We start from the raw sequence: 14,987 nt of genomic DNA, 5'->3' as shown, positions 1-14,987 counted from the left end.
CGTGTGGGGGCGGGGGTCGTGCCGATGCCGTGGAGGAGGGTGTCGACGACGATGTCGGCGGCCTGTCCGGGGGTGAGGTGGGGCAGTTCCCGGGATGCCTGGTGCATGAGCAGGGGGATGAGGGCGGCGGCCCATCCCGGTGGGAGTCCGGGCCGGAACAGGCCCTCGTCGGTGGCGCGCTGGAGGAAGGTGTCGACTTCGTGCACGAAGTGGTCGCGCCGCTCGCGGGAGGGGGGGTCGGTCAGCATGCGGGCGAGGTCGACGGGCCAGGTCCGGTTGACCTCGATGACGCCTTCGACATAGCGGTGCAGGGCGACCTGCACCGGGGCCTCCCGTAGGCGGGCCTCACGGATCACAGCCTCGATGGCGTCGAGCCGGGCCTCGTAGACCGCGGCCAGCAGAGCCTCCCGGGAGGCGAAGCGCCGGTAGACGGTGCGCCGGTCGACGCCCGCTTCCGCGGCGATATCGGCCATGCTCGCCCCCGCGTCGACGGCGAGCATGCGCGCTCCCGCTGTCAGAACGGCTTCCAGGTTGCGTGCTGCGTCAGCTCTCATCCCCCAAAAGTACCCTGTGCGTGTCTCGTAGAGCACATTTGGACACATCGATGAGTCCTATTAGAGCTCAAGTGCTACATTGATGTGGCAGATAGGAAGTGCATCGAAAGGATCGAACGTCATGACGACGACCTACGACCGGCTCTTCATCGGCGGCTCCTGGGTGGAGCCCAGCGATCCGGAGCTGCTCGACATCCGCTCTCCCCACGACCAGTCCGTCGTCGCCCGCGCCGCCCAGGCGCAGCCTGCCGATGTCGACCGCGCCGTGGCCGCCGCCCGTGCCTCGTTCGAGGCCGGCGTGTGGAGCAGCACCCCGCCGCAAGAACGCCTCGCCGTCCTGCGCCGCTACAACGAACTGCGCGAGCAGAACGCGGAGAAGATCGCCGCGCTGATCACTGCCGAGAACGGCTCGGCGGGCTGGTTCACCCTCGCCGGACAGGGCGGCCTGACCCGGCAGGCCAACGCCTACTTCAAGGCCGCCGAGGACTTCGACTGGGAGGCCGTCCTCACCCCGTCCGACCCGGCCAGCCCCTTCCGCAGCATCGTGCGCCGTGAAGCGATCGGCGTCGTCGCGGCCGTCATCCCGTGGAACTCACCGTTCTCCGCCGCCAACGCGAAGATCATCCCGGCGCTGCTCGCCGGCAACAGCGTGGTGCTGAAGGTCTCCCCGGAGAACTCCCTCAGCATGGGCTTCCTCGCCGAGCTGCTGGAGCGGACCGGGCTCCCGCAGGGCGTCATCAGCGTGCTGCCCGCCGACCGGACGACCAGCGAGTACCTGATCTCGCACCCCGGCGTCGACAAGATCGCCTTCACCGGCTCCACCCGCGCCGGACGGACCATCGCGTCCATCGCCGGGCAGCAGCTCAAGCGGGTCAGCCTCGAACTCGGCGGCAAGTCGGCCGCGCTGATCCTCCCCGACGCCGACATCCAGCAGGCCGTCCAAGGGCTGAAGTTCGGCTCGCTCCTCAACAACGGCGAGGCGTGCGTCGCCCAGGTCCGCATCCTCGCGCCCCGCTCCCGCTACGAGGAGGTCGTCACCGCGCTCAAGGAACTGGTGGAGTCGCTGAAGGTCGGCGACCCGCTGGCGCAGGACACCTTCATCGGCCCGATGATCCGCCGCGACCAGCAGCAGCGTGTCCGCGACTACATCCGGCTCGGCATCGAGGAAGGCGCCCGCCTCGTCACCGGCGGCCCCCAGATCCCCGCGGGTCTGGAAGCGGGCAACTACGTCACCCCGACCCTCTTCGCCGACGTCGACAACTCCATGCGCATCGCCCAGGAGGAGATCTTCGGCCCGGTCCTGGTCGTCATCGCCTACGACGACGAGGACGACGCCGTCCGCATCGCCAACGACTCCGAGTACGGCCTCTCCGGCGGTGTCTGGTCCGCCGACACCGAGCACGCCCTCGCCGTCGCCCGGCGCCTGCGCACCGGCACGGTCACCGTCAACGGCGCCCCCATCGGCTTCGACGGCCCCTTCGGCGGCTTCAAGACCAGCGGCATCGGCCGTGAGTACGGCGCCGTCGGCCTCGGCACCTACACCGAGTACAAGACCATCACCACCGTCTGAACCGGCCCGCCCATCGACACCGCCGGCCACCCGACCCCTGCCCCAACCCTGCGCCGCGTACGACCGGAAAGCGGTCGCCCGCGACCCCGACGGCCCGCCCCGGGCCGTGCGCGGCGCGCCCGTCCTCGAAGGACCATCCTCATGTCACACGCACCCGCGTCCGTGCCCGCCGCCCCGAAGACGGCGGCGGCCATGAGCGCCCTGGTCCTGGCCGTCCTGCTCGCCGCGCTCGACCAGACCATCGTCTCCACCGCGCTGCCCCGCATAGCCGAAGACCTCAACGGCTTCGACTCCATCGCCTGGGTCAGCGCCGCCTACCTCCTGGCCTCCACCGCCGCCACCCCGCTGTGGGGCAAGCTCGGCGACATGTTCGGGCGCAAGCGCCTCTACCTCGCCTCCACCAGCCTCTTCCTGCTCTCCTCCGTCGGCTGCGGCCTCGCCCAGAACCTGTCCGAACTCATCGCCGCCCGCGCGGTCCAGGGCATCGGCGGAGGCGGCATGATCGTACTCACCTTCGCCCTCGTCGGCGACGTCGTACCGCCCGCCCAGCGCGGCCGCTACCAGGGCATGTTCGGCTCCGTCTACGGCGTCGCCAGCATCGTCGGACCCCTGCTCGGCGGCATCTTCACCGACCAGCTCTCCTGGCGCTGGGCCTTCCTGGTCAACCTCCCCGTCGGAGCCGTCACCCTCGCCATCGCCGCCCGCGTGCTGCCCGCAGGCACCCGCCGCGCCACCGCCCGCATCGACTACGCGGGCGCCCTGCTGCTCGCCGCGATGGCCACCGGCATCGTCCTCATCACCTCCTTCGGCGAACGCTGGGGATGGACCTCGCCCGGCATCACCGGCCTGGCCGTCGCCACCCTCGCCCTCACCGCGCTGCTGCCCGCCGTCGAACGCCGCGCCGCCGCTCCCGTCCTGCCCGTCACGATGCTCGCCTCCCGCACCGTCGTGACCGGCTCCCTGATCGGCTTCGTCGCCAACGCCGCCATGTTCAGCGTCCTGGTCTACCTGCCCACCTACCTCCAGATCGTCCACGGCGTCTCCGCCACCCTCTCCGGCGTGCACCTGCTGCCCCTGGTCCTCGGGCTCGTCGCCAGCCAGTCCCTCGCCGGACGCTGGGCCGCACACGCCGACCGGCTCCGCGCCATCCTCGTCACCGGACTCCTGCTCAACACGGCCGGCCTGCTCCTGCTCGCCACCCTCAGCGGCACCACCGAGACCCTCGCCCTCAGCGGCTACTTCTTCGTCACCGGTGTCGGCATGGGCATGATTCCGATGGTCGTCCTGACCGCCGTGCAGAACACCGTGCCCGCCGAGGACATCGGCGCCGCCAGCGCCGTCGTCACCTTCGCCCGCTCCATCGGCGCCGCCTTCGGAGTCGCCGTCTACGGCGCCCTCCTCACCTCCGGCTTCACGGGCCGCCTGCACCACCTCACCCTGCCCGCCGCCTTCGCCCCCGACCGGCCCGAAACCGTCCAGGCACTGCCCGCCGCCCTGCGGCCGGCCGTCCTCGACGCCTTCGCCCACGCCACCGGCAGCGGCTTCCTCTGGATCACCCCGCTCGTGGTCATCGGCGCCCTCCTCGCCCTCCTCCTCCGCCCCGGACACGACAACACCCCCACCCCGAGCGCACAGGCCCACCACACCCCCGAAACCAGCACCACCCCCGCATGGCCCCACCCCACACCGTGTGCCCGAACCCCCACGTCCGGGCACACGGCGCGTCATACGCCCAAACGGAGCCACCCGCACGCCTGCCGCCAACCCGGCCACGGCTGGACGGTCGTGACCAAACCCTACTGAGCGCCGGAGCACGGGACGCGCGGCAAGACAGCGCCCGCACCGGCACCGCACCGGGTGCCATGATCCGCAGCGACCGGACGACCGTTGGACCTGCCGACTGTTAGCGACCGCCGACAAGTCCTCAGTACGAGCGGTGGTGCGTTGCGGTGCGGTGACGTCATCGGGTGATCGGGGCGGTGCCGGTCGCGGCGATGGACAGGTCCCACAGCCGTGCGGCCGCATCGGGGTCGATGGCGTAGGCGCGGACGCCGCCGTCGTCCATGGACGCTTTGGGGCCGGAGATGCCGGCGATGTCGCAGTCCTCCAGGTAGAGGCCGCCGCAGTCGGCGAGGAGAGGGGAGGTGGCGGCCCACAGGCCGGTGGCGGCGCCCTGGGAGGGGGTCTTGAAGTCGGTGGCGATCACGTTGCCGTGCTCGTCCACCCACCCGCGGTCGATCTGTTCTTGGAGTGCCATCTCCCGCTGCAGCCCGGTGATGATCTTGCCTGGATGAACTGAGAAGGCCCGGACGCCGTCGCTGCGCCCGAGCGTGTCGAGGTGTACGGCGAAGAGGGCGTTGGCGGTCTTGGCCTGGCCGTAGGCCAGCCACTTGTCGTAGCCGGTGCGGAAGTGCGGGTCGTGCCAGCGGATGTCGGTCAGGGTGTGGCCGGCGGAGCTGTTGACCACGACGCGTGCACCGTCGGCGGCGGCCAGGAGCGGGTAGAGCTCGCAGGCGAGGGCGAAGTGCCCGAAGTGGTTGGCGGCGAGCTGGCCCTCCCAGCCGGGTCCCACGCGCCGTTCGGGAGTGGCCATGACTCCGGCGACGGCCATGAGCAGGTCGAGCCTGGCCAGGGAGTCGCGGATGTGTGCGGCGGCGGCCCGCACGCTGGCGAGGTCGGTCAGGTCCATGGGGATGACCTCGCAGCCCTTCACATTCGCGAGTGCGGCCCGCGCGATGTCAGGCCGGCGCGCCGGAACGATGACGCGGGCTCCGGCGGCCGCGAGGGTACAGGTGGTTTCCAGGCCGAGCCCGGAGTAGCCCCCGGTCACCACGGCGTTCGTGCCGGACAGGTCGAGGCCCGCGGTGACGTCCTGGGCAGTGCTGGTGGGGGAGAAGGGCGAGCCGAGCGGCTGTTGATCAATGCTGGTCATGCCGTCGAAGCTACGATCTAGAGCGAGGTCTAGATCAAGTCCTAGACTGCGACGCATGGCCAGCACCGAGACTCCTGCAACGCCACTGAGCATCGGCGACGTGGCCGAGCAGACCGGACTCAGCGTCCACGCGCTGCGCTTCTACGAGCGCGAGGGACTGCTCGTCGGACCGGTCCAGCGAACCTCCGGAGGCCGGCGACGGTACAGCGCGCTCGACGTCGACTGGCTGCTGATCTGCGTCAAGCTACGGGAATCCGGGATGCCGCTGGCCGACCTCAAGCAGTTCGCCGAGCTGGTGCGGCACGGTCCGGGAAACGAGGCGGAACGCCTGCAGCTTCTCGAAGCCCACCGGCGGCGCGTCGACGCACAGATCCAGGCACTGGAGGAGTGCCAGTCCGTCATCACCTGGAAGGTCGGCGTCTACGCCGACCACCTCGCCCGCGGCAAGGCCGAAGGGCTCTGGGACCCCACGACCTGAAACCTCACCGGCAGCGTCAGCAACCTTCTGCCCCACAACACCTAGACGAGTAGTTCCGATTGTGGGGTTCACGAACGTAGGGAGGGTGTCCAACATCGGGTTGTGACGACCGATTTAGACACCCTCTTGACGGCACTGTACGTGCATGTCGATGACCGTTTGAAGACCCCGCGGTGGCGTGGACGTCCGCCCCGGCTGACCGACGCCGAGCTGATTACCCCGGCCGTCGCCCAGGCCGTGCTGGGGTTCCACTGCGAAGCCCGCTGGCTGCGCTTCGCCCACGCCCACCTGCACAGCCTGTTCCCCTACCTGCCAGCCGAATCAATGACCTCGGGGACCTGGTCGAGTAGTCCCTTCAACGCAAGGGCGGCACCGTGCATGCGATCTGGTCTGCGACGTCCCTTGGCCTGTTACCGGACCAGGCGAGGCCAAGGGACGTCTGCCATCGCCCCGGCCCAACATCGGGAAGCAGGCTGGGGACCTTCCGGACAACGGTGCGCGCGTCCTGCCCGACTCAACGCTCTCGGGGCGGATCAGGTCACCGAGGCGTCAACCGGCGGCGCCAGTGTCTTGGCCAACGCCAGCATCCGGCACCGCACGGCGCAGCGGGCCGAGATCCCCATACAGGGCGGCGTGGAAAGCCGCGGCGAGCTCGCGGGCGCGTTCCTCGCTCGGCACCCCGTGCAGCATGAGGTAGACCGGGCCCGCGAAGGCGTCCGTGCCGGCCTGCCGCTCGTGGACCAGGCGGGCGATGGCGGCCCGCAGGGCGAGGTTCACGGTGTCGTCGATGACGTGGCCCGGGCCGGCGGTCAGCGCATCCGCCTTGACCGTCCAACGCTCACCCTCGCGTTCGATGCCCACGTACACGGCATGCTGCGCCTTGGCGGCCCGGTAGGCGGCATCGAACCGGTCGGTGGCGTCCGGGATCAGATGGCCAGGGCAGGGGATGGGCAGCTGCTGCATGACGGGCATCATGACAGGAATCAGTCTGATTCGTCGCAAGTGTCCCGGAGTGCGGACCAAGGGGGCGCCTCTACCTGTCGGCATCCGGCAACGGTCGCTCTTCCAAGACCTCAAGGACCCTCGACCTTGTCCGAGGGGACGATGTGAGCTGCGGGGATGTAGTGGCTCGTGGTCCACCAGGCGTCCGTATCCACTTCCTCGCCCGCTCGCCCCCACTGCACCATCTCCACCTCCTCCTCGGTCCGGAAGATCCTCAGCGTCCGCTCCAGAGAGTGCGCGTGATGCTCGGCGCGGATGCGGGCCCGGGTCCGCACGAACCAGTCCCGCTCGGCGAAGTCCCCCGGTGAATCGTGCCCGCTCATTCCTCAAGATCTATCCGAGGCACCTACCTTGCACAGCTCGCCACGGCCTCGGCGACGGTGTCCCATACCCCTTTACACCAGATCACCCGAGGGGTCGCCATGTCCCCTTCAGGAAAGGGCACTGACAGAAGAGCGCACATGGGCACACGTTCGCGTCAATGATCAACTCGCGGCGCACGTCTGGGCTGGCGCCACGGCCCACCCCAATCGTCTTACCAGGTCCGGTTCACGCCGGGTTGCCCTGGGACAGGGTGGAGACGTCGGCCCAGTCCTGCCAGGTCTTGAGGCGCTCGGCGTAGACGTGGGGGATCAGGTCCAGTCCAGTGGTGCCGAAGAAGACGCGCAGGGGCGGGGTGCCGGCGTCGACGATCTTCAGAAGTGTCGGTCCGGCCGCGGTGGGGTCGTCGAGCTTCACGTCGCGCCAGCCCTGACCAGTCGGCGGCGAAGCCGCCGGGCTTGATCAGGGTGACCTTGATCCCGGATGCGGCGACTTCCTGGGCGAGGGACTCGGTCAGTCCTTCCAGGGCCCACTTGGAGGCGTGGTAGCCGCCGGAGGTTGGGGAAGGTGGTCACGCCGCCGATGGTGGAGATCTGCACGATGTAGCCGCTGCCCTGTTCGCGCAGCAGGGGCAGCGCGGCCTGGGTCACCCACAGGGCGCCGAAGAAGTTGGTCTCCATCTGGTCGCGGACGTGCTGTTCGGTCAGTTCCTCGACGGTGCCGAACAGGCCGTAGCCGGCGGCGTTGTTGACGACGACCTCCAGGCGGTCGAAGTGCGCGTGCCCGCTGGACGGCCGCGGTTGCGGCGACCTTGTCCGTCACGTCCAGGGTCAGCGGAAGGATCGCCTCGCCGTGGGCAGCGAGCAGATCCTTGAGGGAATCGGAAGGGCTGGTGCCTCCTGCAAGAAGCTCCGCTGCAAGCACCAACCGAATCACCCGATGTGGTGAAGGCCGTCCTCGTCCTTCACCACGCATCAGCGTGAGGTTGGAAGGTGCTCAGTGTCCTACGGGATCGGGTTCCGCGCCAAGTAGTCCTGCAGTCCTCGATGTCGGAATTGGTAGCCTCCGCCAGCCACTCTGATCAGGGCCGCCCCGTAGCACCAGTTCAAGAACCGCCCTAGCCGCCAGGGCAACCACTGGTCATTCCACCGCCGGGTGCACAGCAACAGGGCGACATACCGTGTTCCGGCCAGCCCGCCCGTGATGCCTAGTACGGGACCGCCCCCGATCCCGATCGCAAGTCCGCCCATCAACCAAGCTGTGAGCACACCTGTGAGCAGGCCAGCATGCTCGGTCGTGAGCACTCCCAGGAAAGTGACCGCGCTACCTCCTGTCAGGCCGAACATGACCCCAGAAAAGGCCTTGCCCAACCGTCTGCCCGCCACCCCGCCCAGGAACCCGCCGGCAAGAGCCATCACGATTCCGCCGGTAAGCCCAGCAAGCCCGGCCGTGAGCCCGGCAGCAAGCGCGGCAGCACAGCCGAAGCCAAGGCCGAAAGCGAGGTCGTCGCGCACCATGTCCCTCGGATCCCCCGCTTCGATCCTCCCCGGGGCCGCGAGCCCGGCCGCCAGCCCGGCGGCGAGCGCGGTCACGACCCCGACTGCGACTCCGGAGGAGACACCGGTCACCAACCCGACGCCGATCCCCGCGACGCCCCCTCCGGCGAGTCCGACGGGAAGCCCTGACGACAGGTGGCGCGCTCCGGAGCGCGTCCGTAATCGGTACAGGTCGGCTCGGGTCGGCTCGGGCCACATGTCCTGCCACGCCACGAACGCCGGCCAGAAGGCCGCCAGAGCCCAGATGGACACGGTGACGAGATATACGGAGGTGAAAGACGTAGGCGCATGAGCTGCCATGGCTGCGGCACCCACGCTCCACGCCCCGACAATCATTGCCGCGTGGACCAGGCGGGGGCGGCGTAATCCTGCCAGGGGCCACAGTTCGTGCAGGACCACATCGATGCTCGGCAGCGGTCGCCCCGCCGCACTTCGTCCACTCGCGACGTTGTTATCCAGGTAGCCGGCGAGGACAGCTAGCCAGGTATGGACCCGGTCCGGAGTGTAGGAGGCCCCCTTGGGACGAGGATGTAGGGCGGTGGCAGCCGGGATGAAGAGGCGCAGCAGGTGGTCTCGGATCGCCTCAGAGGCGTTCAGCTCTGGGGCGAGCAGATCGTCGAGGTCGTGCACGTAGGTGCCAGTGCGTGGGTCGCGCTGTTCGTAGACGGTCACCGCCAGCGTGAGCCGCCAGGGTGTGGACAGGCCTTCGGCCAGCAGTCCCGACGCATGGTGATCGAATTCATGGAGTACCTGCCGCCACCGAGTGAGGTCGCTGACCCTGCGGTTGAGGAAATCGCGTGCCTTAACGGCGCTGACCGGGCGGATCTCCACGCGCGCGGCATCCTGCACCCACACACGCATTGTCTCCAGCGCTTGATACTGATCGCTGCGGCAAGTCAGCACCAGTTCTGCCTTGCCTCGTCCGTGCTGATAGGCGTTCAATGCGCGCAGAGCCCGACCGGCACGGGAGGCGTAGACCAGAGCGGGATCGTCGTCCATCTCGTCCAGACCGTCCACCACCGGCAACACCCGGCGATTGGCGACCAATGCTGCGGCCGTGGCGGGCGGCATTCGGTATACCTCGGTCAAGTGCGTCGACAGCCACGCTTCCACCGGTTGATCGGTGTCCCAGGCGGCGGCCGACAGCCGTACAGGCACGGGATCTTCCGGCGCCCGGTCTTCAAGCAGCCCCAGCATCAGTTCCACAGCAAGCACCGTCTTACCCGCCCCTGGCGCTCCAGTGATAACCATTCGACGCGGGCGCAACTGCCGGTAATAAGCCACCACTTCCGCAAGGCGCCCGAATGACTCAGCGCCCAGGGCGTCATGGGCCGCGGCAGGGCGGAAGTCGAACTCCACGTCGATAGTCTTGTCATGGGAGCCGAGCAGCTGGCTCCGTGCGTCCCTCTCCGCGACCAGCACTGCTCTGGCCAACAGTGCCGCAGCAGTGGTCACGTCGGTCTCCTGCCACCGCGGTGCGCGTACCGACAGCCACCCCGCCCAGACGCTGACGACTAACGCCGCCATCCCGATGGTTGCACCAAGCGGGTCGACGTCCCCCACTTTCGCCCTGGGCAACGGCGGGACCGCAAACAGTGCCAGCACAACCGTCAGCGCCCCGATCGTCCCGCACGTGAATGCCGTCCGGCGCCCTCCACTCCTGTGCATGGCTACAGCATGGTGGACAGCACACGGTGGGCGTCGAGAAAGCGACCGGCGGAATCAACGTCTGGTTGCGAACCGGCTCATCGCGCGCCCCGACTGCCTGGGGCCATTCGTGCGGTCGGTGATGACGAGCAGGTTGAGGCGTTCGCCGGTCTGGATCCTCGTGACGGCAGGCCTGCATTGGTTGCCGTGACGGCAGCGGTTTCACCCGCCCTGTATGGAGCGAGCCGATCACCACTGTCCGACGATGCTCCGTGCCCCTGTCGGGTCATCATTACGGGGCATATGCCGCATATCTCTGCTTCGATGAGTGGTGGCCAGCGGACGCTCGCAGGGATACCGCACACCGCTCTGACTTGGTCTGCGGTGCAGTGCGCGAGCCGTTCTCCCTCTTCCGCGAAGGGACGTCTCCCTTTCATGCCCACCAACAACAAGAGCCGAGCTGCGTCGGCGCCCAGGAAGTCGGCATCCTCCCAGGACAAGCTGATCGGCTCTCTCAAGCAGTACATCCGCACGCGAGGTCCGGACCTGCTCGCAGATCCCAACGTTTCGTCTGTCGGGATCGGTCACAAGATCAAGAACGGCACGCGCGGAAAGCAGGTCGTGCTGCAGTTCACGGTCAAGAGCAAGGCAGAGCCGGAAGCACTCGAGGCGCTTGGCACGACGAGGATCCCGGACACCATCACGGTCGACGGAGTGGAGGTGCCGACCGACGTCATCGAACGCAGCTACCAGCCCCATTTCCGCATGGTCGCCGAGGTCGAGAAGCCGGAGCGAAAGACCCGCCTCAACCCCATCACCCCCGGAGCCAGCGTCGGCGGCGTGACCGTCTCAGCCGGCACCATCGGCTGTATCGTGTTCGACAAGACCGACGGCACGCCGTATGTGCTCAGCAACTGGCACGTACTACAGGGCCCGGAAGGTCAGCTGGGTGAGGAAGTCGTGCAGCCCGGTAGGTTTGACGACAACCGCATCTCCCGCAACCGCCTGGGCGTCCTGAGGAGATCCCACCTCGGCCCAGCTGGCGACTGTGCCGTGTCCACCATCGAAGAAGGCCGCTCCTTCGACGCAAAGATCATGGAACTCGCGGTCGCGCCCCAGGAGTTGGGCGAGCCAGACCTGAGCGACAAGGTCATTAAGAGCGGACGCACGACGGGTGTCACCCACGGGATCGTTCGCCGCATCCACACCATGGCCAAGATCGACTACGAGGGAGACGTCGGCGAGAAGACGATCGGCTGCTTCGAGATCGGGCCCGATGACGAGCACCCGGCGGCCGACAAGCAGATCAGCAGCGGCGGCGACTCGGGCGCAGTCTGGCTGTTCAAGCAGAACGGTCGGCCGAGCAAGGTCATCGCCGGACTCCACTTCGGCGGTGAAAGCGAGGGCGACCCCGACGACCATGCGTTGGCCTGCCTGTCGAGCTCCGTCTTCGAGAAGCTCGACATCACCTTGCAGCAGCCGTCTTCCGAAGACGTACAGCCCCTCCAGGGTTACAACCCGGACTTCCTGGGCGTGCAGATCGACGTTCCACAGCTCACCGCGGGGGTCAGCGGCGACGCTGTGAAGCTCGATGGCTCCGAGGTCATCCCATACACGCACTTCTCGCTGACGCTCAGCAAGAAGCGCCACTTCCCCTTCTGGGTGGGCTGGAACGTCGACGGCGGGAGCCTCAAGAAGCTCAGCCGGTCCGGTATCCCCTTCATCAAGGACCCGCGGCTGCCTGCGAACACCCAGGTCGGCAACGAGCTGTATGAGGCCAATCGGCTCGACCGCGGCCACATCGCGCGCCGCGCTGACCTGACGTGGGGCAGCATGCCCGAGGCACAGAAGGCAAACACCGACTCGTTCTTCTACACCAACATCACCCCGCAGATGGACGACTTCAACCAGAGCACCAAGAACGGCCTATGGGGCGAGTTGGAGGACGCCGTCTACGCCGATGTCGACGTGGACCACCTCAAAATCAGCGTCTTCGGCGGGCCGATCTTCCAGGACGACGACCGCGTCTACCGGGACGAGAAAATTGCCCGAGAGTTCTTTAAGGTCATCGCCTTCGTCGAGCGGGGTGAGCTCAAGGCCAAGGCGTTCCTACTGACGCAGAACCTGAACCAACTCGAAGCCCTCGAACTCGACGAGTTCCGGGTTTTCCAGGTCACCCTCGACGAGATCGAGGAGCGAGCACACATCCGCTTCCCCACCGCCCTTCACAAGGGCGACCACCTGCTCGTCCCTGAGGCGGTGGCTGACAGAAAGCCGTTGCAAGACCTGGCCGACATCCACTGGGACTGACCGGAAGGCCCGCTGGTGTGCCCCATCCAGCTTCAGGGGGCGGGGCACACCAGCCCCTCACGGTTTGATTCGGACCAACCATCAAGCGGTCGGGCCTGCGTCGCACCTTGAGCAGCGGGTTGGAACTGATGACGTTCTTGCTGCTCCTCGTGGCGCCAGGTCTCAGCCACTGGATCAGGAGACCCCAGTGCCCAGCAGGACGTACCGCCACCGGGGGCCGGGCAGAGTGCCCTTCGTGCTAGCTCTGCTCTGTGCCGGCGCCACAGTTCTCGTCGGTTGCTCTTCAGTTGACGACCAATCACCTGAGCCGCGCTTTTCGTCGAACGGTACATGGACCCCTACGAGCGATGAGCAGAGGCAAGAGCAAGAGAAACGAAAGCAAGAGGAGAAGGAACGCGAGAAGCACTCAGGGGACTTCAGCCACGCGGGACGCCTATCAGACGGTTTCAGCGGGGTATGGCCGTTCAACTACACCAAGGGCGTGACCAACCCATCGACGAAGCAGTACGTGGGGACGATCAGCGTGGTGGACTGCACTCCTGGAGAGGCAAGCAGGGCTGCCATCCCACCGAGCCAGACCGTCTACGTTCCGCCTCAGCAGACCGTCAAAGCGGAGTTCAGTTTCTCGGACGAAGGTGTGAACTCGACGAGACCGACGCGCCTACTCTGCGTGACCTTGAGTGACGACGGTGGCATCAGAGACAAGATCACCGAGACGATCGATGCCCAGGTCGCACCGCAGCCCGAGCCAGATACGACCGAACCGAACCCGACTCCCACGACAGAGCCGGTGACGCCATCACCTACGGAGGACTCGACACCCCCGCCAGAGCCTGAGCCCGACCCGTCCGACGACGGTAGCTGAGTCCCTCTTCAGGAAGAGGTGAGCATGGCAGACGGCGACCCGGAACCACGGACACCCGTTTGGGGCAACTGGGTCAGCACTCTGGCCACATTTGTTGCGCCAACCACGTTCATCGGGGCCCTACTGCTGTACTTCGGCTTCGCCTACACCGACGCATTTTATGAGTACTTCGGGGTCGATGCCGCGACCCTCGGCTTCTCGACCCAGGACTACGCGCTCCGCAGCGCGGGGGCGCTGTATGTGCCAGCTGGGGCCGCGCTCACCGTCGCGTTGGCAGGTGTCGTGGTGTACTACGTAGCTCGATCTGCTGGGAGCCAACCTGTGCCACCTCTCCGCGGACTTCGGTGGTTTGCCTACGGATTGTCAGCGTGCGGGGGATGCCTCTTCCTCCTCGGTGCGCTGGGCGGCTTCGCCGTATGGCCGGCAGGAGCGATGGGCACACCGCTTCTGCTGGGCGGAGGCCTTGTCCTGGTGGTGTACGGGAGAGCGCTGTTCTTCAAGCTTGAAGGCGCTAACTACCCAGCGGCACGTGAGCGATTGGCGCTCACCCTTGTCGCGGCATTGGTTGCACTATCGTCCTTCTGGGCAACCCATGCGTATGCCAAACAACACGGTTACGACGATGCCAGAGACCTGGCGCACCACCTGTGGCTACGCCCGGGCATGACGATCGACACCCCCGACCGCCTCCACTTTCCCGACCAACAAGTCCACGAAACAGTTTTTCCCGCAGACACGCACCAGCGATTTCGGTTCCGCTACAAGGGCCTACGCCTTCTTGCAGAATCCAACGGTCGGATGTTCATCATCCCGGAGAACTGGGAGCCGATCACCGGAAGCGTCCTCGTCCTCCCGACCAATTCGACCGTGCGGGTCACCTTCAGCCCAGGTTAATATCGGCACCCCATCGGTTAGATGGCCGTCCGGAATTTTGGGCCAATATTCGAACTCCAGTGGCTCCCCCTTCTCGTAGCGATAGTGGCAGGAGCCCGCGGCTGGCTGCTTGCGCACCGTGTAGTGCTTCTGAGGGCCCAGGGCGACCGCATACTACGCCCGCACCCGCAGAGAGGCACTCTCACCGCCACCATCCGCAGGAAAAGGACGATCCGGGTTGGTGGGACCGACCGGACGGAGAGACGCTTTCCTCAGGACGTTGCCCTGATAGGCGATTCCTTCCGACGGCCGCAAGGGAGTGCACACGATGGGTTCCTCGCTCAAGTCCTTCAACATCGACAATCACTTCGTCCGGCACGCGAACTTCCTGGGCGAGCTGTCGGCCGTCGCGAGCGACCTGGACCGCGCCGACGCCACCTTCGACATGGTGAACGGCCTGGCGGACCACAACCTCGTGTCCCTCCGGTCCGTCAACTTCCCACTCCACTTCCTGCGGCACCAGGACTTCCGCGTCAAACTCCACGAAGGCCCGAACCCCCCGCTCGTTCCCCCCGGGTCGACACCCCCGCCCGAGTCCCCGGACATGCAGCTGATGCGGAAGGACGCCACGTTCGCCATGGTCCCCGGACTCGCGAACCCGAACGCGGTGTCGTTCCGGTCCTTCAACTTCCCCAACCGGTTCCTGCGGCACAGGGACTTCCACCTCTTCGTCGAAGAGGTGGACAGCGACCTAGCCCGGAAGGACGCGACGTTCACGGTGGTCCCCGGCCTGTCTCCGGAGCCGCCGGGACCGCACTAGCCTCGATCTTTCATGAGGGTCCGCCGACGGAGTCGGTGGGCCCTTGTCGCTTTCCGGAG

Annotated in this window: 12 protein-coding genes and 3 pseudogenes; 8 read left to right on the top strand and 7 right to left on the bottom strand. The window is 67.3% G+C overall.

Features of this window, described 5'->3' with window-relative positions:
- Positions 1–14: 14 nt before the first annotated feature.
- Positions 15–500 (bottom strand): annotated as a pseudogene (locus EDD92_RS00775) (TetR/AcrR family transcriptional regulator); the annotation flags it as partial.
- 175 nt (positions 501–675) lie between these two features.
- Here EDD92_RS00775 and EDD92_RS00770 point away from each other — a divergent pair.
- The gene (locus EDD92_RS00770; RefSeq protein WP_123962386.1) at positions 676–2,124 is read left to right on the top strand and encodes an aldehyde dehydrogenase; all 1,449 of its coding nucleotides are present in this window, start codon (positions 676–678) and stop codon (positions 2,122–2,124) included.
- A 141-nt stretch (positions 2,125–2,265) separates the two neighbouring features.
- A complete protein-coding gene (locus EDD92_RS00765; RefSeq protein ID WP_123962385.1) occupies positions 2,266–3,927 on the top strand; it encodes an MDR family MFS transporter in 1,662 nt (553 codons plus the stop codon).
- 157 nt (positions 3,928–4,084) lie between these two features.
- On the opposite strand, the gene EDD92_RS00760 is transcribed toward EDD92_RS00765, so the two are convergent.
- Complete coding sequence (locus tag EDD92_RS00760) at positions 4,085–5,056, bottom strand: SDR family NAD(P)-dependent oxidoreductase (protein ID WP_123962384.1); 972 nt, start codon at positions 5,054–5,056, stop codon at positions 4,085–4,087.
- A 55-nt stretch (positions 5,057–5,111) separates the two neighbouring features.
- Here EDD92_RS00760 and EDD92_RS00755 point away from each other — a divergent pair, with 55 nt between their 5' ends.
- On the top strand, positions 5,112–5,534 hold the full coding sequence (locus tag EDD92_RS00755; RefSeq protein WP_123962383.1) for a MerR family transcriptional regulator: 423 nt from the start codon (positions 5,112–5,114) through the stop codon (positions 5,532–5,534).
- Between the two features lie 102 nt (positions 5,535–5,636).
- Positions 5,637–5,849 (top strand): annotated as a pseudogene (locus EDD92_RS52030) (IS982 family transposase); the annotation flags it as partial.
- Positions 5,850–6,083: 234 nt separating this feature from the next.
- Here the strand turns inward: EDD92_RS52030 and EDD92_RS00745 are convergent.
- From EDD92_RS00745 to EDD92_RS00730, 5 genes and pseudogenes are all read right to left on the bottom strand, one after another.
- Entirely contained in the window at positions 6,084–6,497 is a 414-nt protein-coding gene (locus EDD92_RS00745) for a hypothetical protein (protein WP_123962382.1), read from the bottom strand.
- A gap of 110 nt (positions 6,498–6,607) precedes the next feature.
- Positions 6,608–6,859, bottom strand: a complete 252-nt coding sequence (locus EDD92_RS00740; protein WP_123962381.1) for a hypothetical protein — start codon at positions 6,857–6,859, stop codon at positions 6,608–6,610.
- 226 nt (positions 6,860–7,085) lie between these two features.
- Positions 7,086–7,274, bottom strand: a complete 189-nt coding sequence (locus EDD92_RS50705; RefSeq protein ID WP_260326256.1) for a hypothetical protein — start codon at positions 7,272–7,274, stop codon at positions 7,086–7,088.
- Between the two features lie 200 nt (positions 7,275–7,474).
- Positions 7,475–7,585: pseudogene (locus EDD92_RS50700) on the bottom strand (short-chain dehydrogenase/reductase); the annotation flags it as partial.
- Between the two features lie 276 nt (positions 7,586–7,861).
- Positions 7,862–9,868, bottom strand: coding sequence for an NACHT domain-containing NTPase (locus EDD92_RS00730; RefSeq protein ID WP_185123883.1), 2,007 nt, complete (start codon positions 9,866–9,868; stop codon positions 7,862–7,864).
- A 627-nt stretch (positions 9,869–10,495) separates the two neighbouring features.
- Between EDD92_RS00730 and EDD92_RS00725 the strand changes: the two genes are divergently transcribed.
- The 4 genes from EDD92_RS00725 to EDD92_RS00710 all read left to right on the top strand — a co-directional run bounded on the left by EDD92_RS00725 (position 10,496) and on the right by EDD92_RS00710 (position 14,928).
- A complete protein-coding gene (locus EDD92_RS00725; RefSeq protein ID WP_123962379.1) occupies positions 10,496–12,370 on the top strand; it encodes a DNA/RNA non-specific endonuclease in 1,875 nt (624 codons plus the stop codon).
- Between the two features lie 235 nt (positions 12,371–12,605).
- On the top strand, positions 12,606–13,235 hold the full coding sequence (locus tag EDD92_RS00720) for a hypothetical protein (RefSeq protein ID WP_123962378.1): 630 nt from the start codon (positions 12,606–12,608) through the stop codon (positions 13,233–13,235).
- A 24-nt stretch (positions 13,236–13,259) separates the two neighbouring features.
- Positions 13,260–14,129 carry a hypothetical protein gene (locus EDD92_RS00715; protein ID WP_123962377.1) on the top strand — a complete coding sequence of 290 codons (870 nt, stop codon included), beginning with the start codon at positions 13,260–13,262 and terminating at the stop codon, positions 14,127–14,129.
- A 307-nt stretch (positions 14,130–14,436) separates the two neighbouring features.
- Positions 14,437–14,928: an AbfB domain-containing protein gene (locus EDD92_RS00710; protein WP_123962376.1), complete on the top strand. Its 492-nt coding sequence runs from the start codon at positions 14,437–14,439 to the stop codon at positions 14,926–14,928.
- Positions 14,929–14,987 lie beyond the last annotated feature (59 nt).

Source organism: Streptomyces sp. TLI_185 (assembly GCF_003814765.1).
Lineage (GTDB): Bacteria > Actinomycetota > Actinomycetes > Streptomycetales > Streptomycetaceae > Streptomyces.
Note: the sequence above shows the minus strand (reverse complement) of the source record. Positions and strands in the feature narration are given on the sequence as shown.

Coding starts and splice junctions, on each gene's coding strand:
- EDD92_RS00715 (WP_123962377.1), top strand. CDS start 13,260: ATGGCAGACGGCGACCCGGAACCACGGACACCCGTTTGGGGCAACTGG.
- EDD92_RS00760 (WP_123962384.1), bottom strand. CDS start 5,056: ATGACCAGCATTGATCAACAGCCGCTCGGCTCGCCCTTCTCCCCCACC.
- EDD92_RS00770 (WP_123962386.1), top strand. CDS start 676: ATGACGACGACCTACGACCGGCTCTTCATCGGCGGCTCCTGGGTGGAG.
- EDD92_RS00765 (WP_123962385.1), top strand. CDS start 2,266: ATGTCACACGCACCCGCGTCCGTGCCCGCCGCCCCGAAGACGGCGGCG.
- EDD92_RS00740 (WP_123962381.1), bottom strand. CDS start 6,859: ATGAGCGGGCACGATTCACCGGGGGACTTCGCCGAGCGGGACTGGTTC.
- EDD92_RS00725 (WP_123962379.1), top strand. CDS start 10,496: ATGCCCACCAACAACAAGAGCCGAGCTGCGTCGGCGCCCAGGAAGTCG.
- EDD92_RS00710 (WP_123962376.1), top strand. CDS start 14,437: ATGGGTTCCTCGCTCAAGTCCTTCAACATCGACAATCACTTCGTCCGG.
- EDD92_RS00755 (WP_123962383.1), top strand. CDS start 5,112: ATGGCCAGCACCGAGACTCCTGCAACGCCACTGAGCATCGGCGACGTG.
- EDD92_RS00745 (WP_123962382.1), bottom strand. CDS start 6,497: ATGCAGCAGCTGCCCATCCCCTGCCCTGGCCATCTGATCCCGGACGCC.